At 69.0% G+C, this 24,290-nt stretch carries 20 protein-coding genes; 10 read left to right on the forward strand and 10 right to left on the reverse strand.

Annotated elements, in window-relative coordinates; genetic code table 11:
* Positions 1–105 precede the first annotated feature (105 nt).
* The 4 genes from E8A12_RS06265 (at position 106) to E8A12_RS06280 (ending at position 4,681) form a co-directional block, all read left to right on the forward strand.
* Entirely contained in the window at positions 106–1,287 is a 1,182-nt protein-coding gene (locus E8A12_RS06265; protein ID WP_293367046.1) for a phosphoserine transaminase, read from the forward strand.
* A gap of 159 nt (positions 1,288–1,446) precedes the next feature.
* Positions 1,447–3,027 (forward strand): phosphoglycerate dehydrogenase, encoded by a 1,581-nt coding sequence (gene serA / locus E8A12_RS06270; protein ID WP_293367080.1) that lies wholly within the window; start codon positions 1,447–1,449, stop codon positions 3,025–3,027.
* Between the two features lie 144 nt (positions 3,028–3,171).
* Positions 3,172–4,125: a hypothetical protein gene (locus E8A12_RS06275; protein ID WP_293367048.1), complete on the forward strand. Its 954-nt coding sequence runs from the start codon at positions 3,172–3,174 to the stop codon at positions 4,123–4,125.
* A gap of 169 nt (positions 4,126–4,294) precedes the next feature.
* Positions 4,295–4,681 (forward strand): metalloregulator ArsR/SmtB family transcription factor, encoded by a 387-nt coding sequence (locus E8A12_RS06280; RefSeq protein ID WP_293367049.1) that lies wholly within the window; start codon positions 4,295–4,297, stop codon positions 4,679–4,681.
* A gap of 297 nt (positions 4,682–4,978) precedes the next feature.
* Here E8A12_RS06280 and E8A12_RS06285 read toward each other — a convergent pair whose 3' ends face one another.
* The 8 genes from E8A12_RS06285 to E8A12_RS06320 form a co-directional block, all read right to left on the reverse strand.
* Entirely contained in the window at positions 4,979–5,242 is a 264-nt protein-coding gene (locus E8A12_RS06285) for a MoaD/ThiS family protein (RefSeq protein ID WP_293367051.1), read from the reverse strand.
* Between the two features lie 5 nt (positions 5,243–5,247).
* Entirely contained in the window at positions 5,248–6,369 is a 1,122-nt protein-coding gene (locus E8A12_RS06290; RefSeq protein WP_293367053.1) for a sialidase family protein, read from the reverse strand.
* Between the two features lie 69 nt (positions 6,370–6,438).
* Entirely contained in the window at positions 6,439–8,124 is a 1,686-nt protein-coding gene (locus E8A12_RS06295) for a carboxylesterase family protein (RefSeq protein WP_293367054.1), read from the reverse strand.
* A 51-nt stretch (positions 8,125–8,175) separates the two neighbouring features.
* A complete protein-coding gene (locus E8A12_RS06300; RefSeq protein WP_293367056.1) occupies positions 8,176–9,762 on the reverse strand; it encodes a carboxylesterase family protein in 1,587 nt (528 codons plus the stop codon).
* Between the two features lie 186 nt (positions 9,763–9,948).
* Positions 9,949–10,608, reverse strand: a complete 660-nt coding sequence (locus tag E8A12_RS06305) for a TetR/AcrR family transcriptional regulator (protein WP_293367057.1) — start codon at positions 10,606–10,608, stop codon at positions 9,949–9,951.
* Between the two features lie 38 nt (positions 10,609–10,646).
* Positions 10,647–13,877, reverse strand: coding sequence for an error-prone DNA polymerase (locus E8A12_RS06310; RefSeq protein WP_293367059.1), 3,231 nt, complete (start codon positions 13,875–13,877; stop codon positions 10,647–10,649).
* The gene (locus E8A12_RS06315; protein ID WP_293367060.1) at positions 13,874–15,424 is read right to left on the reverse strand and encodes a DUF6504 family protein; all 1,551 of its coding nucleotides are present in this window, start codon (positions 15,422–15,424) and stop codon (positions 13,874–13,876) included. Before E8A12_RS06315 ends, E8A12_RS06310 begins: the two co-directional genes overlap by 4 nt.
* Positions 15,342–16,139 carry a protein imuA gene (locus E8A12_RS06320; RefSeq protein WP_293367062.1) on the reverse strand — a complete coding sequence of 266 codons (798 nt, stop codon included), beginning with the start codon at positions 16,137–16,139 and terminating at the stop codon, positions 15,342–15,344. Before E8A12_RS06320 ends, E8A12_RS06315 begins: the two co-directional genes overlap by 83 nt.
* Positions 16,140–16,283: 144 nt before the next feature.
* Between E8A12_RS06320 and E8A12_RS06325 the strand changes: the two genes are divergently transcribed.
* From E8A12_RS06325 to E8A12_RS06335, 3 genes are all read left to right on the forward strand, one after another.
* Positions 16,284–17,792 (forward strand): carboxylesterase family protein, encoded by a 1,509-nt coding sequence (locus E8A12_RS06325; protein ID WP_293367064.1) that lies wholly within the window; start codon positions 16,284–16,286, stop codon positions 17,790–17,792.
* Between the two features lie 38 nt (positions 17,793–17,830).
* Positions 17,831–18,244, forward strand: a complete 414-nt coding sequence (locus E8A12_RS06330; protein WP_293367065.1) for a hypothetical protein — start codon at positions 17,831–17,833, stop codon at positions 18,242–18,244.
* Between the two features lie 85 nt (positions 18,245–18,329).
* Positions 18,330–18,707: a hypothetical protein gene (locus E8A12_RS06335; protein WP_293367067.1), complete on the forward strand. Its 378-nt coding sequence runs from the start codon at positions 18,330–18,332 to the stop codon at positions 18,705–18,707.
* Positions 18,708–18,729: 22 nt separating this feature from the next.
* Here the strand turns inward: E8A12_RS06335 and E8A12_RS06340 are convergent, their stop codons facing one another.
* A complete protein-coding gene (locus tag E8A12_RS06340) occupies positions 18,730–19,902 on the reverse strand; it encodes a serine hydrolase (RefSeq protein ID WP_293367068.1) in 1,173 nt (390 codons plus the stop codon).
* Positions 19,903–19,912: 10 nt separating this feature from the next.
* Entirely contained in the window at positions 19,913–20,827 is a 915-nt protein-coding gene (locus E8A12_RS06345; protein ID WP_293367070.1) for a cation diffusion facilitator family transporter, read from the reverse strand.
* A gap of 117 nt (positions 20,828–20,944) precedes the next feature.
* On the opposite strand from E8A12_RS06345, the gene E8A12_RS06350 reads away from it, so the two are divergent.
* The 3 genes from E8A12_RS06350 to E8A12_RS06360 form a co-directional block, all read left to right on the forward strand.
* Positions 20,945–21,427, forward strand: coding sequence for a (2Fe-2S)-binding protein (locus E8A12_RS06350; protein WP_293367072.1), 483 nt, complete (start codon positions 20,945–20,947; stop codon positions 21,425–21,427).
* Positions 21,424–23,520 (forward strand): molybdopterin cofactor-binding domain-containing protein, encoded by a 2,097-nt coding sequence (locus tag E8A12_RS06355; RefSeq protein ID WP_293367074.1) that lies wholly within the window; start codon positions 21,424–21,426, stop codon positions 23,518–23,520. The genes E8A12_RS06350 and E8A12_RS06355 overlap by 4 nt, the downstream gene beginning before the upstream one ends.
* Positions 23,521–23,540: 20 nt before the next feature.
* A partial coding sequence (locus tag E8A12_RS06360; protein ID WP_293367076.1) for a GTP-binding protein occupies positions 23,541–24,290 on the forward strand: 750 nt, incomplete at its 3' end.

The raw sequence follows: 24,290 nt of genomic DNA on the forward strand, positions 1-24,290 counted from the left end.
ATCAGAAATCTTCTCTTGCGCTGCGGCGGGAACGGGGGCTTTTGGCCCGCGGGCCACGCCCTCCCAACGGGGCGCAGTCCATCTGTAAGGATGGGAGACATTGCTATGACGATCCCCGCGAAGCCGGCCATGCGGCCGGCGCGCCCTGAATTTTCATCCGGACCTTGTGCAAAGCGTCCTGGATGGACCCCCGAAAATCTGCGCAACGCCGTCCTGGGACGCTCGCACCGTTCCAAGCTCGGCAAGGCGCGCCTCAAAGAGGCCATCGACCGCACCCGCGAGGTGCTTGAGGTCCCCGACGACTTCCTGATCGGCATCGTCCCCGGCTCCGACACCGGCGCCGTGGAGATGGCCATGTGGTCGATGCTGGGCGCGCGGCCGGTGCAGCTCCTGGCCTTCGAAAGCTTCGGCAAGGACTGGGTCACCGACGTCACCAAGCAGCTGAAGATCGCGGCCGAGGTGCTCGATGCGCCGTACGGCGAACTGCCGGACCTGACCAAGGTCCGCAAGGACGCTGACCTGGTCTTCACCTGGAACGGCACGACTTCCGGCGTTCGGGTGCCCAACGGCGACTTCATCGCCGCCGATCGCGAGGGCATCGTCATCTGCGACGCCACCAGCGCCGCCTTCGCCCAGGACCTCGCCTGGGACAAGCTCGATGTGGTGACCTTCTCCTGGCAGAAGGCTCTCGGCGGCGAGGCCGCCCACGGGGTGCTGATCCTGTCGCCCCGCGCGGTCGCCCGCCTCGAGACCTACACGCCGGCCTGGCCGATGCCGAAGCTGTTCCGCATGACCTCCAAAAAGGACGGGGCGAACAAGGTCACCCTCGACATCTTCGAAGGCGCGACGATCAACACGCCGTCCATGCTGGCCGTGGAAGACGCGGTCGACGCGCTCAAGTGGGCCGCCTCCATCGGCGGCCTGGCGGAGATGAAGCGCCGCGCCGACGCCAACCTGGGCGTGCTGGAAGCCTGGGCGCAGAAGACCGGCTGGGTCTCGTTCCTGGCCGCGGATCCCGCGATCCGCTCCAACACCTCGGTGTGCCTGAAGGTCATCGACCCGGTGGTGACGTCGCTCTCCGAAGACGCGCAGGCGGAATTCGCTAAGAAGCTGGCGGCGCTCCTCGAAAAGGAGGGCGTGGCCCTCGACGTCGGCGGCTACCGCGACGCGCCTCCGGGTCTTCGGATCTGGTGCGGCGCCACGGTGGATACGTCCGACCTCGACGCGCTCACGCCCTGGCTCGACTGGGCTTTCGCGTCGGTCTCCGCCGAACTCACCGCGGCCTGATCGAGGCCTCCCAAAATCTCCGCTCATCCCGGCGCAGGCCGGGACCCAGATCTCGAGACTCAGAGGCTGAAGGGCTTGGCTTAGAGCTCATAGAGCCAGCTTCCAGCCATTCCATCTGGGTCCCGGCCTTCGCCGGGATGAGCGGTCCATGAAAAGGATATTCCCATGCCCCGCGTTCTCATCGCAGATTCCCTCAGCCCCGCCGCCATCGAGATCTTCCGCCAGCGCGGCGTCGACGCCGACGTGAAGACCGGCCTTTCCAAGGAAGACCTGATCAAGGTCATCGGCGACTACGACGGCCTCGTCGTCCGCTCCGATACCAAGCCCAACAAGGACGTCATCGCCGCGGCCACCAACCTGAAGGTCATCGGCCGCGCCGGGATCGGCGTCGACAACATCGACATTCCCGCTGCCACCGCCGCTGGGATCGTGGTGATGAACACCCCGTTCGGCAACTCAATCACCACCGCCGAGCACGCCATCGCGATGATGTTCGCGCTGGCCCGCCAGATGCCCGCCGCCGACGCCTCCACCCAGGCCGGCAAGTGGGAAAAGAGCCGGTTCATGGGCGTGGAGCTCTATGCCAAGACGCTGGGCCTGATCGGCGCGGGCAACATCGGCGGCATCGTCGCCGACCGCGCGCTGGGCCTGAAGATGAAGGTCGTGGCCTACGATCCCTTTCTGTCGCAGGAGCGCGCCCAGGAGCTGGGCGTCGAGAAGGTCGAGCTCGACGAGCTCCTGGCCCGGGCCGACATCATCACCCTGCACACCCCGCTCACCGACAAGACCCGCAACATCCTCTCGGCGGAGAACCTCGCCAAGACCAAGAAGGGCGTGATGATCGTCAACTGCGCCCGCGGCGGCCTGGTTGACGAAGCGGCCCTGCGCGCCGGCCTCGAGAGCGGCCACATCGGCGGCGCAGGCTTCGACGTCTTCGTCACCGAGCCGGCCAAGGAGAACGTGCTGTTCGGTGCGCCCAACTTCGTCGCCACCCCGCACCTCGGCGCCTCGACCAACGAGGCCCAGGAAAACGTCGCCCTGCAGGTGGCCGAGCAGATCAGCGACTACCTGCTGACCGGCGCGGTGACCAATGCGCTGAACAGCCCATCGGTCACCGCCGAGGAAGCCCCGCGCCTGAAGCCCTTCATCGCGCTCGCCGAAAAGCTCGGCGCCTTCGCCGGCCAGATGGTCGACTTCGGCATCAAGGCCATCGACATCGCCTACGAGGGCGACGTGGCCGAGCTCAACGCCAAGCCGATGACCGCCGCGGCCCTGGCCGGCGTCATGCGGCCCATGCTGGCGGAGATCAACATGGTCTCCGCGCCGGCGGTGGCGAAGGAGCGCGGCATCACCGTCTCCGAGAGCCGCCAGGACGACAGCCCGATCTACGAGAGCCTGATCCGCATCACCGTCACCACGGAGAAGGGCAAGCGCTCCTTCGCCGGCTCCGTCCTGGCCGGCACGCCGCGCGTCGTGGAGGTCAAGGGCATGGACCTGGACAGCCCGTTCAGCCCGACCATGCTCTACGTCAACAACCTCGATAAGCCGGGCTTCATCGGCAATCTCGGCCGCCTGCTGGCCGAGGCCGACGTCAACATCGCCACCTTCAACTTAGGGAGGGTCTCCGCCGGCGACGACGCCATCGCGCTGGTCGGCGTCGACCAGGCGCCCAGCGACGAGCTGATCGGCAAGATCCAAGCCCTGCCGCACGTCAAGGAAGCCCGGGCGCTGCGGTTCTGATGGCGCCGCCCGATGACCCGCAGTATGGGCGGTGCCTGAAAGCGGGCCTTCGCAACGTCCGCCTTTGCGCCACGGAGGTTGGCGTCTGAGAGGCTAGACTGTGCGCACTTTGTCGTACGCTAATGGCGTAGGCTGGAGAGCGGCTTGGCAAAAATCGATAGAGACGTTTTCGCAGAAATCGCGGCAGTCGGCCCAGGCGATGCCCGTGCGCTGGCGCGTGACCTGCGCCAGAGCGTGACCGACGAGGGATTGCGCGCCCTGGCGGCCACGGCGGTGCACGTCGCCGCAGCGGCGCCCGAGCGCATGACCGCCATCTACGATGCGGCCGCAGCCGGCTGGCTCGGCGGAGAGGCTTACCCGGCACCGACCCAGACGATTGAGCCGCTTGTCTTATCGCCGGCTTGGTGGAGTGCGTTTTGGGATATCGCCACGCCGGCCGCGGGCGCTCGTCGTCGGTACGCGCAAAGGATGATGGAACTGGCCGGTGAGTTGGACCCGCGCATAAACAATCGCATGGCCGCAGCCGCCCTGAAGTTTCCAGGCGTCATGGAGGCCGCCGCCAAGGGAAACGCCGCCCCCCACGACGTCGAATGGCTTTCTCGTTTCCCGCCGGCCGCATTGGGCTACGCGCTGAGCGAAGAGCTTATGAGGGCGGGCAGCCCTCTGTTCGATCCCTACTGGTCGAGTGTCCTGCCCTACCTTCGACACATGCCGCCTCCGCTCAACTACATAAATGTGGAGGTCATCCAATCCATGCCGCTGTGGGCCTTGGTCGCCGGCTACACGTCTCGCGGGCTCGACCGGGTGGCGTTCGGCGGCTTCTTGATGGGTCAGGTGGGCCACCACTATTCCGCGCTGGCCAGCGCCGTTACTTTGACCTCGGCGGCGGCGAACCATCCGTCAAATGTGGAGGTCTTGCTGGACTGTTTCTTCAAGGGCTGGGCGCACGGCCGCGCCACCCAACTGCTGCTCCTGGTCTCCTGGGAGCCGCTGTGGACTGCCCGCATCGACCAAGTCCGTGAGACGCTCCAGATCAGGCCGTTCGATTCGCCATATGCGAAGGACCCGCGGCCGGGATGGGTGCCGCGGGTGATATAGCTTCGCGATCTCGCGGCTATCCTGGGGAGCTCTCGCTTCGCCATGACGATCTGTGTGCCGCCGACCGACCAGGACTCCAGAACGCCAGGCCCTCCGCCTGCCTCGACGAGTCAGGTCTGGCGCGCTACATTTCCTTGCGCCTCGATCTAGAGGCGACGAAGGGCGCTGCATGGACGCTGCAGGGACAGCTAAGGTTTTCGGTGCCCTCGGCCACGAAGGGCGCCTCGCCATTTTCCAGCTGTTGGTGTCCGCCGGAGCAAAGGGTGTGCCGGCGGGTGAGGTCGCTCGCCAGACCGGCCAAGCGCAGAGCACAACGTCGGCGAACCTCAATGTCTTGGCGAACGCCGGTCTCGTCACTGCACGCCGTGACGGGCGGTCGGTCTTATACGCTCTGAGCCGACCGCGCTTCAGCCACGCTGCAGCGTTCCTGCTGGGAAGCTCCTTCGAGCAGATCATGGGGATGGCGTCGCCAGTCGATCGGCGGCTGCATGACGCTTCCGTTGGAGGCGACCAGGGTCTGGAATCGAGCAACGACCTCGGTCACGACGCTGCCTGACCACCGCAGCCCCGCCTACAGGCTCCGCTTCGCCCCGCGATCGAAGCCTTCAGGTCGCGCTACCCCAAAGCGCGCGCGCCCAGCCGTCCTGACATGCGAAATTCTTCGACTTTCGGCCGCATATAGGCTTAATGTGAACATAACAAGAACTCGAATCCATGACAAGGCGCATGAATGGCAGAGGGTGCATGCGACTCCCCATGCTATCGCCCAATCTTGACGGCCAAACCGTCCCGATAGCTCGGAGATCCCGAGGTTGCTCAAGCCCCGCTGTCGCACCGCCCGGTCCCTGCGGTTTTAGCCCCCGCTCAGCGCGCCGAAGATCAGCAGTTCGTCGCCGGGCCCCAGCGCCTGGGCGACACTTCGGGTCTCGGCTTGGCCGACAAACAGGCGCATGTGCTTGCGCACCCGGTCCTGCTCGTCGATCACCCGGAACCTCAGGCCGGGGTAGCGCCGGTCGAGGTCAGCCAGGACCGCGCCCACCGTCGCGCCCGAGGCCTCCACCCGCGTGGCGCCGGCGGTGTAGGCGGTGAGCTGGGATGGGATCATCACGCGGGTCATGGCGCCTAGGCGATCGGGGCCGCGACGACCGAATAGATTTCCGGCAGGCGGCCGGCGATCTGGCGCCAGTTCTCGCCCTCTTCGCTCATCCAGATCTCCCCGTTGGTGGCGCCGAAATAGAGCCCCACGGGGTCGCAGCGGTCGCCGCAGAAGGCCTGGCGCTTGACGGTGATCCACGCCTGTTCGGCGGGCAGGCCGGCGTCCTGCCGTTCCCAGCTTTTCCCTGCGTCGCGGGTGCGGTAGGCGGCAGGCCGTCCGCCCGGGCTGGTGCGCGGCCAGACGTCGGTCCCGTCCATCGGCCAGACCCAGGCGGTGTCGGCGCAGCGGGGGTGCGGCACCACGGTGAAGCCGATGTCGCCCACCTCTTTCGGCATGGCCTCGCCGATCCGTTCCCAGCGTTCGCCGGGCCGGTCCAGGCGGTAGACGCCGCAATGGTTCTGCTGCCAGAGGCGGTCGGGATTGCTGGGGGCAAGCGCGATGTAGTGGGCGTCCTGGCCGTATTCCGGATAGGGGTCGGGCAGGAAGTCGCAGCGGACGTTCTGGTTCAGTGGTCGCCAGGTCGCGCCGCGGTCGGTGGTCTCGAACACCCCGGCGCTCGAAGTCGCGACGTACATGTGGGCGGCATCGCGCGGGTCGATGACCACCTGGTTGAGCAACGACCCGTCCGGCGTCCCGGCCTCCGGCGGGCACCAGTCCCAGTAGTTCGAATGGTCGTTGAAGCCCGCGATGCTGGCCCAGGTCGCCCCGCCGTCGCGGCTCTCGAACAGGCCGGGCGGCGAAACCCCGGCCCACCAGACGCCCGGCTCGCTGGCGTGGCCCGGCTCCAGCCAGAAGCTGTGGTCCACCGATCGCGCCCTCGGATCGTCGGACTTGGGGAAGGCCGGCGGCGTCTTGGCCTCGGCCCAGGTTTCTCCGTCATCCATGGAGCGGAAGATGGTCGGGCCCAGGTGTCCAGTGGACGCCGCCATCAGCAAGGTCCTACCGTCCCGCGGGTCGAGCACCAGGTGGTTGACGATACTGCCCAGGAACATCGGGCCCTGGACGCTCCAAGTCCGGCGCTGCGCGTCGCTACGATAGATCCAGGCGCCCTTGCGGGTGCCAACCAGCAGTTGAATGGCTTCGGTCATGGGGTCCTCCCACACCAAGGACGGAGATTAGCACGCCAATCCGACACCCGCCGCAACAAGACGCCAGTCCTAGGCCGTCCGCGGGTCCGGCGTCCCGGGGACCGCGTCGGCGATCGTCCGCACGAAATCGCCGCGGTAGTCGTCCACGACCTTCATCTCGGTGTTGAACACCATCGTCGCGCGGTGGCCTTTCTCATATGCCGGCCAGTGCGGGATCAGGCTGTTGTTGGGATCGCCGGAGGTGGCGAAGGCTACCCAGGTCGCCGACAGCCGGTCGCTCATCTGACGTCCGGGTTTCATGCCGGCGCCGCCGATCGGGTTGCGCGACAGATGGAAGCTCGCCTCGACGTCGTGGCCGTGCACCGCGCCGAACTTGCCGTCGAAGGCCGGGGTCTCCCAGTCCCAGACGTACATGTAGGTCGCCGCCTTCCCGAGCGCGGCCTTGCGCAGCGCCTGGATCTGGGAGTTGCCGCGCGTGGCGTCGGTGAAGGCCTCCGCCTGGGTGAGGTACGGCGTCTGGCGGGGATTCTCCCGGCGGTAGGCGGCCAGGATGTCGCCGCCCTTGGCGCCAAACCGCTGGCGGAACAGCGCCGCGCACCCGTCCTCCGTGAGGTCGAAGTTGGTCAGCCGCAGGGCCGCGTCGTGCAGGGTGGTGGAGATGATCACCGGCACGTCGGCCGATTCCTGCGGCGCGGCCGGATCGAAGGGGTGGTGCGGCAGGGTCGCATCGCCGATCACCGGCCGGAAGTTGCCGTTGGAGGCAACCTGGGCCTCCAGCAGCTTCTGCCACGGGACCTTCTGGATCGCCGCCGCATCGCCCTTGGCGATGCCCAGCGTCTTCAGCAGCTTGGCAGCCTCGGTGGTCGCCTCCTCCGGCGTCGCCTGTTTCAGCGTCGAACCCGACTGCACCGCGGCGCGATGGAACAGGCCCTTGGCCGACGGCACGGCCAGCAGGGTGGACGTCTTCGAGCCGCCGCCGGATTGGCCGAAGACCATCACTCGGCCAGGGTCGCCGCCGAAGCGCTCGATGTTGTCGCGCACCCAGCGCAGGGAAGCGACCATATCCATGACACCGCAGTTGCCCGCGTTGGCGAACTCCGCAGGCGCGCCCAGGCCCGTCAGATGCAGGTAGCCGTTGGCGGCCAGCCGGTGGTTGACGGTCACAACCACCACGTCGCCCAGCCGGGCCATCTGGGCGCCGTCGTACATCGGGCCGTTGCCGGAGCCGGTCGCCCAGCCGCCGCCATGGAAGGAGACCAGCACCGGGCGCTTGGCGTGGTCGTTCACACTAGGCGTCCAGACATTGAGGTTCAGGCAGTCCTCGCCCATGCCGCCCGGACCGACGTGGCGATCCCAGGCGATCATCATGGAATAGTCGCTGTCCAGCGCCGCCGGGGTCTGCGGCGAGATCGGGCCGTAGCCGATGCAGTTACGGATGCCGGCCCAGGGCGTCGGCTTCTTGGGGGCCATGTAGCGGTTCTTGCCGCCGGTGGAGGCGCCGTAGGGGATGCCCTTGAACTCCTTCACCCGCCCGTTGGCGATGCCCTGGACCTTCCCCGAGGTGGTTTCCACGGTCCAGAAGACGCCCCCTGGCGCGCCGCCGCCGCCGAGGATGCGCGCGGGCGGTTCAGCGGGCGCGGCCTGGGCCAGCGCCGGCTTAGCCGGGGCTGCGATGGCGCCGGCCACGCTCGCGGCGACGGCGCCCGCCTGGATCAGGTCGCGGCGGCTGAGCTCCGAGGTCTTCTTCCGGTCCATCGTTCGTCTCCCATGTCTTCTTGTTGGCCTTTATCGGCGCGGCTCGCGGCCTCAGCCGCGTGCGCCGGGCGCCGGCGGGTGGGCGTCCCACCAGGCCCGGATCTCGGCGCGCGGGTTCATTTCCTGCCGGGTGTCGTTGTCGAAGATCATCACCGCGCGGCCCTTGTCGTCATAGGGCTTCCACGGCGGGATATGGCTGTTGTTGGGATCGCCCGTCGCCGCGAAGGCCGCCCAGCTCGATGCAAGCCGGTCGGCCATCTTCTTGGCCGGGGTCGAGCCCGCAAAGAATCCGTCGCGGTAGGAGTGGAAGGTGGCCGACACGTCGATGCCGTGCACCGCGCCGAACTTGCCGTCGTAGGCGAGCGAGCGCCAGTTCCACTCGTACATGTAGGCCGGCGCCGCGCCGAGCTCGGCCTTGCGCTGCGCCAGCGTGTAGGACGAACGGCGCAGGCCGGAATCGGTCAAGGCCTGGGCCTGGATCAGGAACGGCGTCGCCCCCGGGTCGTAGCGGCGATAGAGCGCCAGGAGCTCTGGCCCCTTGCCGCCGAACCGCTGGTCGAACAGCGACTTCAGGCCGGCCTCCGTGAGGTCGAAGTTGGTCAGGCTGAGCGCGGCGTCCTCCAGGCAGGTGGAGACGATGATCGGCACATCAGCCGACCCCGCCGGGGCCTTCGGATCGAAGGGGTGGTGCGGCAGGGCGTCCGTCCCGATGACGGGCGAGAAGTTGCCGCCCGCCGCCGTTTGCGCTTCCAGGATCTGCTGCCAGGAGACCTTCTGCAGGTCGCCCATGTTGGCCTTGGAGATGCCGAGCTGCTTCAGGAGCTTCTCCGCCGTGGCCGCACCGGCCTCCGGCGTGACCAGGCGCAGCGCCGCGCCCGATTGGATCGCCGCGCGGTGATAGAGGCCCTTGCCCGGCGGCATGGCCAGCACCGTCGAGGTCTTCGCCCCGCCGCCCGACTGGCCGAAGATCATCACCCGGCTCGGATCGCCGCCGAAGCTCTCGATATTGGCCTTCACCCACTCCAGCGAAGCGATCAGGTCCAGCACCCCGGTGACGCCGGCATACTTGAAGGCGTCCGGCGCCCCCGCGCCCACCAGGTTCGTGTAGCCGAAGCACGCCAGGCGGTGGTTCACCGTCACCACCACGGCGTCGGCGTAGTAGGCGAGGTCCTTGCCGTCGAAGCCCGGGGCGTTGCCCGAGCCGGTGGCGAAGCCGCCGCCGTGGAACGAGACGAAAACCGGCTTCCTGGCGCCGCGGTCGACGTTGGTCGTCCAGACGTTCAGCGACAGGCAGTCCTCGCCCATGCCGCCCACCTGGCGGTCCCACATGATCAACTGGCCGTATTCGCCGCGGATGTCGGCCTGGGTCTGGGGGCAAATGGAGGTGAAGGCGAAGCACTCGCGCACACCCTTCCAGGGCGCGGGCTTCTGCGGCGGCATGAAGCGGTTCTTGCCACCGGTCGGCGCGCCATAGGGGATCCCGCGGAACTCCCAGACCGGGCCATTGGCGATGCCCTGCACCTTGCCGGTGGCGGTGTCGGTGACCTGGAAGATCTTCGAGGAGCCGCCGCCGGCGGCGAGGCCCGAGGGTGCGGCGGCGGGCGGGCTCGGCGCCTGGGCGGCAGCCTTCCCAGCCACGGCCGCTGTCGCGAGCGCCGCGCCCGTGATCAGCAAGTGTCTGCGACTGGACTCTGATTGCCCCGTGGTCATTCGGCCGCTCCCCGCCAGCTTTGATTTCGCGGGGCGCACGCCTGGCTCATGAACGCCCCCGTCCGCCGTGCAGCTTAGGCCTCAGCCCATCCTGTGGTCAACGTAGACTACAAATCAGAGATTGGCCTTCGCGGCCTCGGCGACCAGGCCGTCGATCACCTGCTGGCGCATCCGCTTCAGCAGAGCCACGACCCTGGCGGCGTCATCCGTCTGGCGCCCGATGAACACCGAGCTCATGGCCAGGCCCTCAAGGGCGACGCGGGTCAGATGCGCCAGGGTCTCGATCTCCTCCTGGCGTTCCGGGATGCCCAGGTTCTCGGCCATGCGGACGCGGGCGCGGTGCAGCAGAGCGTCGAGGTCGACGGCGAACTCTGGGTAGCGGGCCGCCAGTTCCTTGTCGCTGCGTGCGGCGACGGTGACTTCCATCAGCGCGATGGCTTCGACCCGCTGCAGCGACGCCCAGACGGCGTCCACACCGTGCAGGAACCTGTCGGGGCCTTCGGGATAGGGGCTCAGGTTTTCGCGCACGGTGGCGCCGCGCACCCGCGAGGCGTGCTCGGCCACGGCCAGCATCAAGTCGATCTTGGTGGGGAACTGGTGCAGCAGGGAGCCGCGACTGACCTTGGCGATCTTGGCCACCAGCGGCGTCGAGGTGGCCGCATAGCCGTACTCCGCCAGGCAGCGAACCGTGGCGTCCATGATCTTGGCCCGGGTCGCGGCCCGGCGCTCGGCGTTGGGGCCGCGCGGAACTCGAGGCTTCTTCGCCGTCGTCATGGCTTGAGCATGGCGGGCCAAAGCCCCGCCGCCAAGCCTCAATGGAAATCGCGGCTGCGGACCAGGCGGTTGTCGGCCCGCGCGTGGGGCGGCGGAGGCTTGGCGCCGGGAGCGTCTTCGTGGTCGCGCATCTCGCCCAGCTTGTCGGAAAGGTCGGTGAAGCTTTCTGCGACCACGTGGATCACATCGCTCGCCTCCTGCACCTGGCCGTGGACCACCAGGAAGGACGCCCCCATGACCAGCCGGCGGTTGGCCTCGAAGACGTCCTTCCAGCAGACGATGTTGGCGATGCCGCTCTCGTCCTCCAGCGTCAGGAACACCACGCCCTTGGCGGTGCCCGGCCGTTGGCGCACCAGCACCAGGCCGCCCACGGAAACCCTGCGGCCGTTGCTCATCCCCATGAGCGCCGCGCAGGGGACGGCGCGCATGGCAGCCAGGTCGTCGCGGTAGAAGCCGACCGGGTGCTTCTTCAACGACAGGCTGGTGGTGCGGTAGTCCTCGGCCACCTCCTTGGGCAGGCTCATGAAGGGCAGCAGGACCTGGGCCTCCTTGACGCTCTGGCGGGCGATGATCGGGGCGGTCTTCTCCGCGCCCACTTCGTCGGCCATACCCTTCACCGTCCAAAGCGCCTCGCGGCGGCTGAGGCCCAGGGACCGGAAGGCGTCGGCCTCGGCCAGCAGTTCCAGGCCGCGCCGCGTAAGGCCTGAGCGCAGGACATAATCCTCGATGGTGGTGAGACCGCCGGCGCGGACGTTCATGAAGGTCTCGGCCTCCTCCTTCCGGAAGCCCTTGATCTGACGCAGGCCCAGGCGCAGCGCCCGGCGCGGCGAGCAAGGATCGCCAGAAGCCGGCTCCAAGGTGCAGTCCCAGTCGCTGACGGCGATATCGGGCGGCCGCACCTCCACGCCATGCTCGCGCGCGTCGCGGACCAGTTGGGCCGGCTGGTAGAAGCCCATCGGCTGGCTGTTCAGCAAGCTGGCGCAGAAGGCCTCCGGGTGGTGATGCTTCACCCAGGCCGAGACGTAGACGAGGATCGCGAAGCTGATCGCGTGGCTTTCTGGGAAGCCGTAGGCCCCGAACCCCTCGATCTGCTTGAAGCAGCGTTCGGCGAAGTCACGCTGATAGCCGCGCCCCACCATCCCCTCGATGAACTTCTCGCGGTAGGTCCAGAGCCTGCCATCGGCGCGGAAGGTGGCCATGGACCGGCGCAGGCCATCGGCCTCGTCGTCGGTGAACTTGGCCGCCTCGATGGCCAGCCGCATGGCCTGCTCCTGGAACAGCGGCACGCCATGGGTCTTGAGCAGCACCTGTTTCAGCTCATCCGGCGGGCCGTGTTCGGGCGAGGGAGCCGGGAATTCCGGCTTTTCCGTCCCGTCACGGCGGCGCAGGTAGGGATGCACCATGTCCCCCTGGATGGGGCCGGGACGGACGATCGCCACCTCGATAACCAGGTCGTAGAATTTTCGGGGTTTCAGCCGCGGCAGCATCGACATCTGCGCGCGGCTCTCAACCTGGAAGACCCCCACGGAATCCGCCTTGCAGAGCATGTCGTAGACGCCTGAGTCGCCCTGCGGGATGTGGGCGATGTCGGTGATCGCCGTGCCATCGGGCAGCGGCGGCAGCATGTCGAAGGACCGTTTCAGCGCCGTCAGCATGCCCAGCGCCAGGACGTCGACCTTCATCAGCTTCAGCGCGTCGATGTCGTCCTTGTCCCACTCGATGAAGGTGCGGTCCTTCATGGCGGCGTTGCCGATCGGCACGGTCTCGTCCAGCCGCCGCTTGGTCAGCACATAGCCGCCGACGTGCTGCGACAGGTGGCGCGGGAAGCCGATCAGTTGCTCGGCGATGGCGGTGGCGCGGCGGATTTCCGGGTTCTGCGGATCGAGTCCCACCTGGCGGATGTGGTCGTCGGCGACGTTGTCGCCCCAGCTGCCCCAGACGGTGTTGGCCAGCGCGGCGGTGATGTCCTCGGTGAGGCCTAGCGCCTTGCCCACCTGGCGGATCGCCATGCGCGGCCGGTAGTGGATCACGGTGGCCACGATGGCGGCGCGGTCGCGGCCATAGCGGCGGTAGACGTACTGCATCACCTCCTCGCGCCGCTCGTGCTCGAAGTCGACGTCGATGTCCGGCGGTTCGCCGCGGTTCTCCGAGATGAAGCGGGAGAACAGCAGGTCCTGGTCTTCCTTGGTGGGATCGACCGAGGTCACGCCCAGGCAGAAACAGACGCAGGAATTGGCCGCTGAGCCGCGGCCCTGGCAGAGGATGTCCTGTTCGCGGGCCCACCGGACGATGTCGTGGACGGTCAGGAAGTAGTTCGGGTAGTCGAGCTTCTCGATCAGATCGAGTTCGTAGGCGACGAGCTTCTTCACCTTGTCGGGAACGCCGGCTGGATATCGCCAGGCCGCACCTTCCCAGCTCAGGTCGCGCAAATGCTGGATGGCGGTCTTGCCCGGCGGCACCGGCTCGTCGGGATATTCGTAACGCAGCTCGCCGAGGTCGAACCCGATCCGCCCGGCGATCTCGGCGCTGCGTTCCACCGCGCCGGGGAACTTGGCGAACAGGCGAGCCATCTCGTCGGGGGACTTCAGGTGCCGCTCGGCGTTGGCTTCGAGGCGCATTCCGGCCTCGGCGATCGTGCAGGTCTCGCGGATGCAGGTCAGCACATCCTGCAGAGGCCGCCGTTCCGGGCCGTGATAGAGGACGTCATTGGTGGCGACCATCGGGGCGCCGGTCTTCCGGGCCAGATCCGCCAGCTTCGACAGCCGCTGCAGATCGCGTGGGCCATAGCGGCGCGAGGCGGCCAGCCAGACGTTCCCCGACAGCTCGCCTGCGATCCGTCCAAGGTCGCGTTCGAAGGCCCCGTCGAGGCGGTCGGGAGCCACCACGAGTGATAGCTGGCCCTCGGCGTGGTCCAGGAAGTCGGCCCAATGCAGCTCGCACTCGGCCTTCTTGGCGCGCCGCTGGCCGACGGTAAGCAGGCGCGTCAGGCGGCCATAGGCCTCGCGGTCGGAGGGATAGACCAGCAGGCTCGGCGTCCCGTCGGCGAAATCCAGTCGGCAGCCCGTCAGGTCGCGGATCTTCGAGCCCGCCGGAAGATCCTTCTTCGCCGACCAGGCGCGCACCACGCCGGCCAGGGTGTTGCGGTCGCAGATCCCCACCGCCTCGATGTCCAGGGCATTGGCGGCGACCATCAGCTCCCACGGATGCGAGGCGCCGCGCAGGAAGGAGAAGTTGGTGGCGGCCTGCAGCTCGGCGTAGCGGACGCTCATCCGAACACCCCGTGCAGCCACCACTTCGGCAGGACGTCGGGATCGCCGTAGAGGCCGGCGCGGAACAGCCAGAAGCGCGCGCCGGTCTCGTCCTCGACCCGGTAGTAGTCGCGCACGTGCTCGACGCGGACGTCCTCGATGGCGCCCTTCCACCACTCCTCGCCGACCCGCTCGGGCCCCTCGGCGCGGCGCACGCGGTGCAGCTGGCCGCGCCAGCGGAACTGGCTGGGCGGATCGTCCGGGGTGAGGGCCATCACCGCTTCCACCGGCTCGGGGCGGCGGAAGAGACGCGCCGGGCGCGGGGCTTCGCGGTTCCAGGTCCGGACCTCGGCAGGCTTGCCGCCGGCGGCCGGGGCGAAAGGCCGCTCGCGACCCACGGCCAACTCCGGCACATGGCTTTCCACCGGCTGGGCGCGCCAGACGCGTTCGGCGCCCAGGCGGTTGACCAGCCGGTCGACCAGGGGGGCCAAGCCCTCCTCGACACTGGCCTCGCGCGCGGCGTCCAGCCGCGCCTGACGTCCGGAGATCGGCTCCACGTCCTGGGCGGTGAGCGTCACCACCTCGATCCCGAAGCCGGGGTCGACGGTGTCCAGCCGCGGTGCGAACAGCTTGGCGATCCGCGTGGGGTCGCGCCCGGGCAGCGACAGGCCGATGCTGAGCGGCAGGGCCTTGCCGTCCACCCTGTGGAAGGCGATCTCGAAGCGCCGGGCGCCGCGGCCTTGGGTCTCCAGCCGCGCGCAGAGTTTGGCGGTCACGTCGACGGTGACCCGGGCCATGTCCTCCGGGGCGCTGATCGGCTCGGCGAAGGCCAGGCGGGCGAACCATGGGGTCGGCGGGCGGCGGAAGGTCAGCGCCTCGCGCTCGCGGCCCAGCGCCTGGTCGAGGCGGGTCAAGGCCGCGCGGCCAAAGCGGCGGGCGAACGGCCCGCGCGGGATCGACATCAGCTGATCCAGCCGCCGCAGGCCCAACCGCTCCACCTGGGCCCAGGTCTCGGTGTCCAACCGCAGCGCCGCCGGCGGCAGGGGTTTCAGCAGCTCGGCCTGGCCGCCCGGCGGGGCGATGGCGCCGTCCTGGCCGTAGTGGGCCAGCGCCCAGGCCGCGCCCGGCGTGTCGGCGATGGCGCAGCGGAACGGCAGGCCATTGGCCGCCAGCCGCGTGCTGAAGTCGGTCAGCATGGCCGCCTCACCGCCCCACAGGTGGTCGACCCCGGTCACGTCGAGGAACAGGCCGTCCGGGGCGTCGATGGCCACGGCGGGAGAGAAGCGCACGCACCAGTCGGCCAGCGCCGCCAGGGCTTCGGCGTCGGCCTGCGGCTCCGCCTCGGCGGTCACGAGGTCCGGGACCAGGGCCGCGGCGTCGGTGGCCTTCTGGCCCGCCCGCAGGCCCAGGCGGACCGCCTCGACGCTCACCGCCGACAGCCGCCGGACCACCCGCACGGTTTCGAGCAGAGCGAAGGGTGGAGGATTAGGCTGCGACAGCGGTGCGTTGCGCCGGCGCCAGTTGGCGATCGCCCAGGTCGGCGACCAGGCGCAGAGGATGCGCGACATCCGTGGTCTCCCAGCTATAGGCCCCAGAATCGTAAGCTGCCGCCGCTTCCATCAGCCAGGCGCCGGTTCGTCCGCCGCGGCACCGTTCCAGTTCGACGCGGAAGCGCGGGGCGCCTAAGCCGAACTCCCCGGCCGGCGGCTCAGAGGGGGCCGAGGCGACCCGCCAGCGGGTGGATGCGGCCGAGCCGGTCGCCTCGCGCCTGGCCTGCCCGCCATAGGGCCGCCGACGGATCACGAAGCCGGTGGCCTGGCGCTTCTCGCAGGCGAGTTGCAGACGCCGACCGGCGGTCAGGTCGGCGGCTTCGACCTCGCCCACCACCGCGGCGACCCCGACGGTTCCGAGCGCATCCTCCATCACCGACAGGGCCTCGGCCTCGTCGCGGGCGCAGACCTGGATCAGCCGCTCCGGCGGAAAGCCCAGGCCCAGGAGGCCCGGCGCCCACAGGTCGTCGCGGCGCAGCACCCAGACTACTTCGCCCCGTCGGGCCAGCGGCGCGACCATGAGCGCGGTGAAGGCGGTGGGCGCCGCGGCCGTTTCCACCTCCATGCCGTCGCCGCAGACCTCGTGCCAGCGGCCGAGCGGCAGGCCGCCGCCCGGAAGGCGGCCGTCGATCTGCGCCTCGCCGAAGGGCAGGACGCCATGGTCCGCCCGCGCGGTCGCCTCGATGGCGGCGATCTTCGCCCGGACGGCTTCGAGTCCGCGAAAATCGGACATGGCTTTGCGGACTCCTTTCGTTCCACTTTTGTTCTAGAACCGGGACGCGAAGAGTCAAGTTCCGAAAGCCCGCCTTGACCCTCGCTCCGCAGAGCCGGAAGGTTCGCGCCGTCAGGCCGGCGCATGCCGGCGGGGAGAACTTCGATGATGCGGATCGCCGCTATCCTGGGCGCCGCCGTGGCGCTCGTCGCCGGCGCCGCCAGCGCCCAATCGGTCACCGTGAAGATCGATAGCGGACCGGTGGTCGGCGTGGCCGCCGACAAGGCCGATATTTTCCGCAACATCCCCTTCGCCGCGCCGCCGGTCGGCGCCCTGCGCTGGGCGCCACCGCAACCGATGAAGCCCTGGACCGCGCCGCGTCCCGCCGCCGAGGCCGGACCCTCCTGCCCGCAACCGATGAACGCTGACGGCTCGCCCAACTCCGGCGGCGCCAACGGGCCGACCGCGGAAGACTGCCTGCAGCTCAACGTCTTCGCCCCGAAAAATGCGAAGGGCGCCCCAGTGATGGTATGGATCCACGGCGGGGGTCACCGCACCGGCGCTGGCTGGATCTACGGCGGCGAGAACTTCGCCCGCGACGGCGTGGTGGTGGTGGCGATCAACTATCGGCTGGGCGCGCTGGGCTATTTCGCCCATCCGGCCCTGACCAAGGCCGCCAAGCCCGGTGAGCCGCTGGGCAACTACGGCCTGATGGACCAGATCGCAGCCTTGAAGTGGGTGCAGCGGAACATCGCGGCCTTCGGCGGCGACCCGAAGAACGTCACTGTCTTCGGCGAGAGCGCCGGGGGTATGAGCACGCTGGCGATTCTGGCCACACCCTCAGCCAAGGGTCTCTATCAGAAAGCCATCGTGGAAAGCGGGCTGGGCTGGACCAGTCCCTCGACCCTGGCCGACCAGGAGAAGATCGGCGCCGAGGCGCTGGCCAAGGCTGGCGTTCCGCCGACAGCCACGGCCGCGGATCTGCGCGCGCTTCCGGCGGACAAGCTGGCGGCGGTGAACGGAAACTACGGCCCGTTCATCGACGGCAAGCTGATGACGGAGACCGACAGCCAGGCCATCGCCCGCGGCCACGTCCCCGACGTCCCGCTGATCATCGGCTCCAACTCCGGCGAGGACTCGCTGATGGGCTCGATGACCCTGGGCGAGGCGGCGCTGACGCGAATACCCGAGGCCGTGAAGCCCGCCTACACGGCCGAGGCCGCGGCCGGTCCCGACATCTTCGCCCGCGCCGTGTTCACCGACCGGGTCATGGGCGGCCCGGCGCGCTGGGTGGCGGCGGAGACCTCCGGCGGCAAACCCAGCTGGCTCTACTACTTCTCCTATGTCGGCTCACGGTTCCCCGCGACCAAGACCCGCGCCAGCCACGCCGACGAGATCCAGTACGTCTGGGACTACTGGGGCCGGCGCACGCCGATGAGCATGGTCAGCGCCAAGGACCAGGAGGTCGCCAACCTGATGCACGCCTGCTGGGCCAGTTTCGCCAAGACCAGCGTTCCCAAATGCGGCGCCGGGACCTGGCCCGCCTACACGCCGGCCACCGACCAGCTGATGGAATTCGGCAAGGACTCAGGCGTGCGCACCCGATTCCGCAAAGCCCAGTTGGACGCCGAACAGGCCTCGGTCTTGCCGACGATCGCTTTGGGTGGAAAATAATGGCGTATCGAATCCGGAATTTGCGCGTTGAAGGGCGCATGACCCGCCTTCCGATCCTCATACCCCTACTGGCGCTGGCGACCGCGGCGACCGCTGGGGAGCCCGCCGACAAGACCGCCGACAAGACCGCCGATAAGACCGCCCCCAAGGTCGAGACCACCTTCGGCAACACCGTCATGTCGATCTATCCCGATGGCCGCTCGCAGAAGATCTGGCTGCAGCCGGACGGCAAATGGACGGGCCTCAGCCGGCGCGGTAATCCTCTGGCGGGAAGTTGGTCGACCAAGGGCGAGAAGGTCTGCCTCAAGCAGTCCAAGCCGCCGACCCTGCCGATCAGTTTCTGCCAGACCTTCCCGTCCGATCCCGTGAAGGGCATCGACGCCAAGGACCTCACCGGCACGCCCATCCACCTGAAGCTGGTGAAGGGCCACGTGGAGAAGGTCGAGGGGTAGCCGCGCGCCTGCAATCAAAGCGGCGCTCTAAGTGAATTGAACATCAAGCCCGGCGCCGAATCCGCGGTTCACGCGTTCACGGGACATGAAAACCCTCGCTCTCCTGATTCCCGCCGTCTTGGCGCTCTCCTCGCCTGCATTCGCGGCCAGCGCGTCGCCAGGCGCCGCCAACGTCGGCTCCGCGTTCGGCAACACGATCGTCTCGGTAGATCCGGACGGACGCTCGCGGAAGATTTGGTTGCAGCCGGACGGCGGCTGGACGGGCAAGAGCCGCCGAGGTCTCGCGCTCGCCGGCAAGTGGACCGTGAAGGACGACAAGGTCTGCATGAGCCAGTCGAAGCCGCGCCTGTTCGGCAGCCTCTGCCAGGTCTTCCCCACCGATCCGAAGGTCGGAATCGACACCACCGACCCGACCGGAACCAAGGTTCACCTGAAGCTGGTGAAGGGTCACGTGGAAAGCTAGGCCTTCGACGCCGCGGCTCGGCCTAATCGGTCTGCACGACGCCGGAAGCTCGCAACGGTCCGCCCGCCGCGCCGGAGCCGCTGTCGCGCCAGTAGGCCTCGATGGCCCGGGCGACGCCGATCATCAGTCGATGGCGCGCTGACGGCGGCTGCTTGGTTTCCCGCACCATCACCGCCACCGCATAGGTTCGCCCGTCCGGCGCGGTCAGCAGGCCGACGTCGTTGATCCCCACCGAAGCGCCGCGCCAGTCCGGGCCAGTGCCTGTCTTGTGCGCTAGGCTCCAGCCCGGCTCGACGCCGGCGCGCAGGCGCATGACGCCCGTACGCGCCTCGCCCATCAGATCGAGCATGAAGTCGGTAGACGCACGGCTGAGCAACTCGCCGCGCTTCAGCGCCGCCAGCGCCGTGGTGATGCCGTCCGGAGTCGCCCCGTCGGGCGGATTGGCGAGATAGTTGGCCAGCGCCTGGTCGCGGACGTCGTCCGGTAGCTTGGCGCGCGCCTGCTTGAAGATCCAGGTCTGCCCGTATTCCGGCCGCCACTCCAGGCCGGCGGTCTTGGTCTGGACGTCACGCTCGGTGCCACCCACCGCCAGGCCCGCCAGATGCTTGTCGGCGATCGCCTGGGTGACCACGCCGGCCCCGCCGACCTGACGGATAAGCATGTCGTTGGCGGCGTTGTCGCTCTCGATCAGGGCGTGGCGCATCAGATCGGCGAGCGTGATGGTCAGACCGTTCGGTCCGCGGATGCGCGAGGCCAGCGGCTGGTAGAAGACGGAGCGGTCCTCGGCGTGCATGACGACGTTCTGGTCCAGCGACAGGCGATGGTCGTCCACCGCCTGCATGACCGCCAGCGCCACCCAGAGCTTGGAGACGCTCTGCTGCGGAAAGGTCTCGCGGCCGGCCACCGAAGCCGTCCAGCCGGAGGTCACGTCGCTGACCGCAATGCCGACCGGCTCGCCATAGCCCTGGACGATCCGCTCCAGCGTGGCCTGCAGCTCCGCCGGCGCGGGCGGGGCGTCGCGAGTGCGGACGGGCGCGGGCGGGCCCTTGGTGTAGGCGATCTTCTGCGGGGTCAGGCGCGCCGCGCCCCACCAGCCGCCGGCGAAGGTCGCGGCCAGCAGGACGATGGACGTCGCCAGCAGGGTGACCGGCCGCGCGCTCGCGCGACGCCAGGTTCGGGAAAGGAAGCCACTCATCGGAAGCAAACTAGCGCGGATTCGCGCTGCGCACCTCCACAGTGACGTGACTGAGGCCCTCCAGGCCCTTCAATCGCAGATGATAGGCCTCCGCTGGGCGTGGATCGGGCGCGCTCACCACCGCGACGGCGGCGTTGTGGCCCGGCCCCAGGTTCCAGATGTGCAGGTCCGTCACCTCCTCTCCCTCGGCCTCCAGCCGGGCGCGGACCTCGGCGGTGAGCTCGGGCGAGGGGTTCATGTCCAGCAGGGCTGCGCTCGCCCGGCGGACCAGGCTGATGGCGAACTGCGCCACCAGGGCCGCGCCGATCAAGCCGGCCGCCGGATCGGCCCAGGCCCAGCCCAGGCGCTGGCCCGCGATCAGGCCGGCGATCGCCAGCCCGCCGACCATGGCGTCGGCTGACAGGTGCAGGTGGGCCGCGGAGATGTTGAGGTCGTGGCGGCCGCGCTCGGTTGGCTTCAACAGCCAGACGCAGACCAGGGTCACCGCTAGGCCGCCGGCGGCCAGCGGCATGGCCGAGCCATAGTCGACGGTCTCCGGGGTGAACAGGCGCTGGATGCTCTCCACGGCGATCAGCACGGCGGTCATGCCCAGCACCACCGCATTGGCGAACCCCGCCAGGTAGCCGATCTTGCCGGTCCCGAAGGCGAAGCGCGGGCTCGTCGCGTGTCGCCGGGCGAGCGCATAGGCCCCGGAGGCGACCAGCAGGGCCGCTACGTGCGCGGCCATGTGCAGGCCGCTGGCGGTCAGCGCCATGGAGCGGAACACTAGGCCGCCGGTCACCTGGGCGATCAGGGTGACGATGCAGATGCCCATCACGATCCGGGTGCGCCGCTCGTTGCGGCTATGGTCGGCGCCCAGGTAGGCGCCGTCGGCCTGATAGCCGTCGAGGGTGGAATGGGCGCAGTTGGGGTCGGCGGCGGTCATGCTGTGTTATTCTATAACATCTAGATCCTGCCGAGGCGAGCGGCGCTTTGAGGCGCATCAAGGTTGCCACCCCGCCGTCGGGGCGATGTACTTGCCAAAGGCCAAGCGGAGACCGGTGTGCGTCAGACCATCCAATTCACCCTGAACGGGCTCACAACCTCGGTGGAGGCGGAGGAGTCCGACCTGCTGCTGGATGTGCTGCGCGGCCAGCTCGGCCTCTTCGGCGCACGCTTCGGCTGCGGCGCCGGCCAGTGCGGCGCCTGCGCGGTGCTGGTCGACGGCAAGGTAGCCGCGGCCTGCCACACCGAGATCGGCGCCCTGGCCGGAAAACGGATCGTGACCGTCGAGGGCCTGGGGACGCCGGAAGCGCCGCATCCCCTGCAGGCCGCCTTCCTGGAGCTGCAGGCCGGCCAGTGCGGCTATTGCCTGTCCGGCATCCTGATCGGCGCCAAGGCGCTGCTGGATGGCAATCCCGATCCTACCCGCGCAGAAATCGCCCGGGCGCTGGATTGGCACCTCTGCCGCTGTGGCGTGCATAACCGGGTGATGGACGCCGTGGCGCTGGCGGCGGCGCGGATGCGCGAAGGCGCGGGCGCATGATCCCGCCCATGCTCGCCGCCAACCCGCGACTTGACCGCTGGGCCCGCTTCGAGGCCGACGGGCGCGCGCGCATCGCTTTCGGACGGATGGAGTATGGCCAGGGCGTCCTCACCGCCCTGGCGCAGATGGCGGCCGACGAGCTGGATGTGCCCTTCGACCGCCTGAACGTCGTCCATGCCGCCACCGGCGAGATCCCCGACGAGGGCCTCACGGTCGGCTCCATGTCGATCGAGTTCTCCGGCCCGGCGATCCGCGCCGCCTGCGCCGAAGTCCGGGCCCTGTTCGCGGCCGCAGCGGCGAGCAGGCTGGGATGCGACGCCGCCGAACTCGACGTCCGCGACGGGGCTTTCCTCAGGGGCGGCCAGGCCACCGGCCTGGACTACTGGAGTCTGGCCGGTGAGGTGGACCTCGCCCGCGAGGCCACCGGCGACGCGTCGCTGAAGGCGCCCGAACGCATGCGGCTCATGGGCCGGAGCGAACCCCGCATGGACCTGCCGCCCAAGCTGTTCGGCGCGGCCTTCCTGCACGACCTGACCCTGCCCGGCCTTCGGCACGCACGGGTTTTGCGCCAGCCCAGCCCGCAAGCGCGCCTCCGGAGCCTTGATGAGGCCGCCGTCAGGCGCGCCGTCCCGGAGGTCGACATCCTGGTGGACCACGCCTTCGTGGCGCTGATCTGCGACACCGAGGCCGACGCGGCCCGCGCCCACGCCGCCGCTGAGGCCGCCGCCAGCTGGGAAGGTGTGCGCGCGATGGATCCGGCGCTCTCCGAGGCCGCCGCGCTCAAAACATTGCCGCATGAGGACTTTGCAGCCGGGGCGGCCAAGCCTGGGCCGTCCAACCGCCGGCGTATCGCCGCCGCTTACGGCAAACCCTTCCTCAGCCATGGCTCCCTCGGTCCGTCAGCCGGACTGGCCCAGTATAAGGACGGCCGGCTGACGATCTGGACGCACAACCAGGGCGTCTATCCGATGCGCGCCCTGGCGGCGCGGATCACGGGTCTTGCGCCCGAAGCCATCGAGGTGATCCACGGCCAGGGCCCCGGCTGCTACGGCCACAACGGCGCCGACGATCCGCCGATCGATGCGGCCCTGATCGCGATGCGGCGTCCCGGCCAGCCGATCCGCGTGCAGTGGCGGCGCGAGGACGAGTTCGGCTTCGCCCCGGTCGGCACGGCCATGCTGATGGAGCTTTCCGCAGAACTGGACGCCTCGGGCCGGCTCGTGGACTACACCGCCGAGATCTGGAACACGCCGCACACAGGCGCCCGCGGGACAGCGGTCGCCGAGAGCGCGCTTCCCGGCTACGTCGCCCCGCCGCCTCCCCCGCAGCGCCTGATGCCCGACGGCTCACGCTTTTCCGGCGGCCTGCTGAACGCGACTCCCTCCTACGCCATCGAGACGACGCGTACGCTGGAGCACGTCATCGAGACGCCGATCCGCTCCTCGTCCCTGCGCAGCCTGGGCGGCGCGCCCAACACCTTCGCCAGCGAGTGCTTTGTCGACGAGATCGCCGAGGCCGCCGGCCAGGATCCCCTGGCCTATCGGCTGGGCATGCTCGCCGAGCCGCGTGGCCGCACGGTTCTGACGCGGCTCTCGGAGATATGCGGCTGGGCGAGGCGCTGGGAGATCGGGACGGGCCGCGGCCTGGGCCTGGCCTATGACCGGCACCGCGGTCGCGGCGCGATGGTGGCCTGCGCGGCCGAAGTCGACGTCGAGACCGAGGTGAAGCTCCTCAATCTGTGGTGCGTCTGCGACGGCGGCCTGATCGTCAACCCCGACGGGGCGAGGAACCAGATTGAGGGCGGCATGATCATGGCCGGCAGCTGGACGCTCAAGGAACAGGTGAAACTGGGCGGCGCGGGCATCGCCTCCACCACTTGGGACGACTATCCGATCTTGCGCTTCTCGGATGTCCCGCCCATCGAGATCGAGCTCATCGATACGCGAGACCAACGGCCCTGCGGCCTGGGCGAGGTCAGCCAGGGTCCGGTGATGGCGGCCATCGGCAACGCCGTCGCCCACGCCCTCGGCGCGCGCGTCCGCGACCTGCCCATGACCCGCGAGAAGATCGCCGCGGCATTGCTCAAGGACTAGGCGGCCCCTAAGTACGCGCCATGAACGACGTCTCGGTCCGCAAGATTCCCGTCACCGTGCTCACCGGCTATCTGGGCGCCGGCAAGACCACGCTGCTCAACCGCATCCTCTCGGAGGACCACGGCAAGCGCTACGCCGTGATCGTCAACGAATTCGGCGAGGTCGGTATCGACAACGACCTGATCGTCGGCGCCGACGAAGAAGTCTTCGAGATGAACAACGGCTGCGTCTGCTGCACGGTGCGTGGCGACCTGATCCGGGTGGTCTCCGGCCTGATGAAGCGCAAGGGCGGCTTCGACGCGATCATCGTGGAGACCACTGGCCTGGCCGATCCTGGCCCTGTCGCCCAGACCTTCTTCGTCGACGACGACGTGCGGGCGAAGACCGAGCTCGACAGCGTCACCACCGTGGTCGACGCCAAGCACCTGCTGTTACGTCTGGCCGACTCGAAGGAGGCCGCCGAGCAGGTGGCGTTCGCCGACCAGATCATCCTGAACAAGACCGACCTCGTCACCGAGGCCGAGCTTCGGGAGGTCGAGCGTGCGATCCGCAGGCTGAACCCGCTGGCGCCGATCCACCGCGCTCAGCGGTCGAACGTGCCCCTGGACCAGGTGCTGGGCCGCGGATCCTTCGATCTGGCGCGGATCGAACAGATCGAGCCGGATTTCCTGAACCCCGTCCACGGCGAAGCCGGGCACGTGCACGACGAGCACTGCGACCACGACCACGATCACCACGTTCACGATGACCATGACCATGACCATGACCAT

This window comes from Phenylobacterium sp., assembly GCF_004799395.1.
In the GTDB taxonomy this organism is placed as follows: domain Bacteria; phylum Pseudomonadota; class Alphaproteobacteria; order Caulobacterales; family Caulobacteraceae; genus Phenylobacterium.

Excerpts from the sequence above, each read along its gene's own strand:
- E8A12_RS06265 (WP_293367046.1), top strand. The coding sequence starts at position 106 with ATGACGATCCCCGCGAAGCCGGCCATGCGGCCGGCGCGCCCTGAATTT.
- E8A12_RS06280 (WP_293367049.1), top strand. The coding sequence starts at position 4,295 with ATGGACGCTGCAGGGACAGCTAAGGTTTTCGGTGCCCTCGGCCACGAA.
- E8A12_RS06285 (WP_293367051.1), bottom strand. The coding sequence starts at position 5,242 with ATGACCCGCGTGATGATCCCATCCCAGCTCACCGCCTACACCGCCGGC.
- E8A12_RS06290 (WP_293367053.1), bottom strand. The coding sequence starts at position 6,369 with ATGACCGAAGCCATTCAACTGCTGGTTGGCACCCGCAAGGGCGCCTGG.
- E8A12_RS06295 (WP_293367054.1), bottom strand. The coding sequence starts at position 8,124 with ATGGACCGGAAGAAGACCTCGGAGCTCAGCCGCCGCGACCTGATCCAG.
- E8A12_RS06305 (WP_293367057.1), bottom strand. The coding sequence starts at position 10,608 with ATGACGACGGCGAAGAAGCCTCGAGTTCCGCGCGGCCCCAACGCCGAG.
- E8A12_RS06310 (WP_293367059.1), bottom strand. The coding sequence starts at position 13,877 with ATGAGCGTCCGCTACGCCGAGCTGCAGGCCGCCACCAACTTCTCCTTC.
- E8A12_RS06315 (WP_293367060.1), bottom strand. The coding sequence starts at position 15,424 with ATGTCGCGCATCCTCTGCGCCTGGTCGCCGACCTGGGCGATCGCCAAC.
- E8A12_RS06320 (WP_293367062.1), bottom strand. The coding sequence starts at position 16,139 with ATGTCCGATTTTCGCGGACTCGAAGCCGTCCGGGCGAAGATCGCCGCC.
- E8A12_RS06325 (WP_293367064.1), top strand. The coding sequence starts at position 16,284 with ATGATGCGGATCGCCGCTATCCTGGGCGCCGCCGTGGCGCTCGTCGCC.
- E8A12_RS06330 (WP_293367065.1), top strand. The coding sequence starts at position 17,831 with ATGACCCGCCTTCCGATCCTCATACCCCTACTGGCGCTGGCGACCGCG.
- E8A12_RS06335 (WP_293367067.1), top strand. The coding sequence starts at position 18,330 with ATGAAAACCCTCGCTCTCCTGATTCCCGCCGTCTTGGCGCTCTCCTCG.
- E8A12_RS06340 (WP_293367068.1), bottom strand. The coding sequence starts at position 19,902 with ATGAGTGGCTTCCTTTCCCGAACCTGGCGTCGCGCGAGCGCGCGGCCG.
- E8A12_RS06345 (WP_293367070.1), bottom strand. The coding sequence starts at position 20,827 with ATGACCGCCGCCGACCCCAACTGCGCCCATTCCACCCTCGACGGCTAT.
- E8A12_RS06355 (WP_293367074.1), top strand. The coding sequence starts at position 21,424 with ATGATCCCGCCCATGCTCGCCGCCAACCCGCGACTTGACCGCTGGGCC.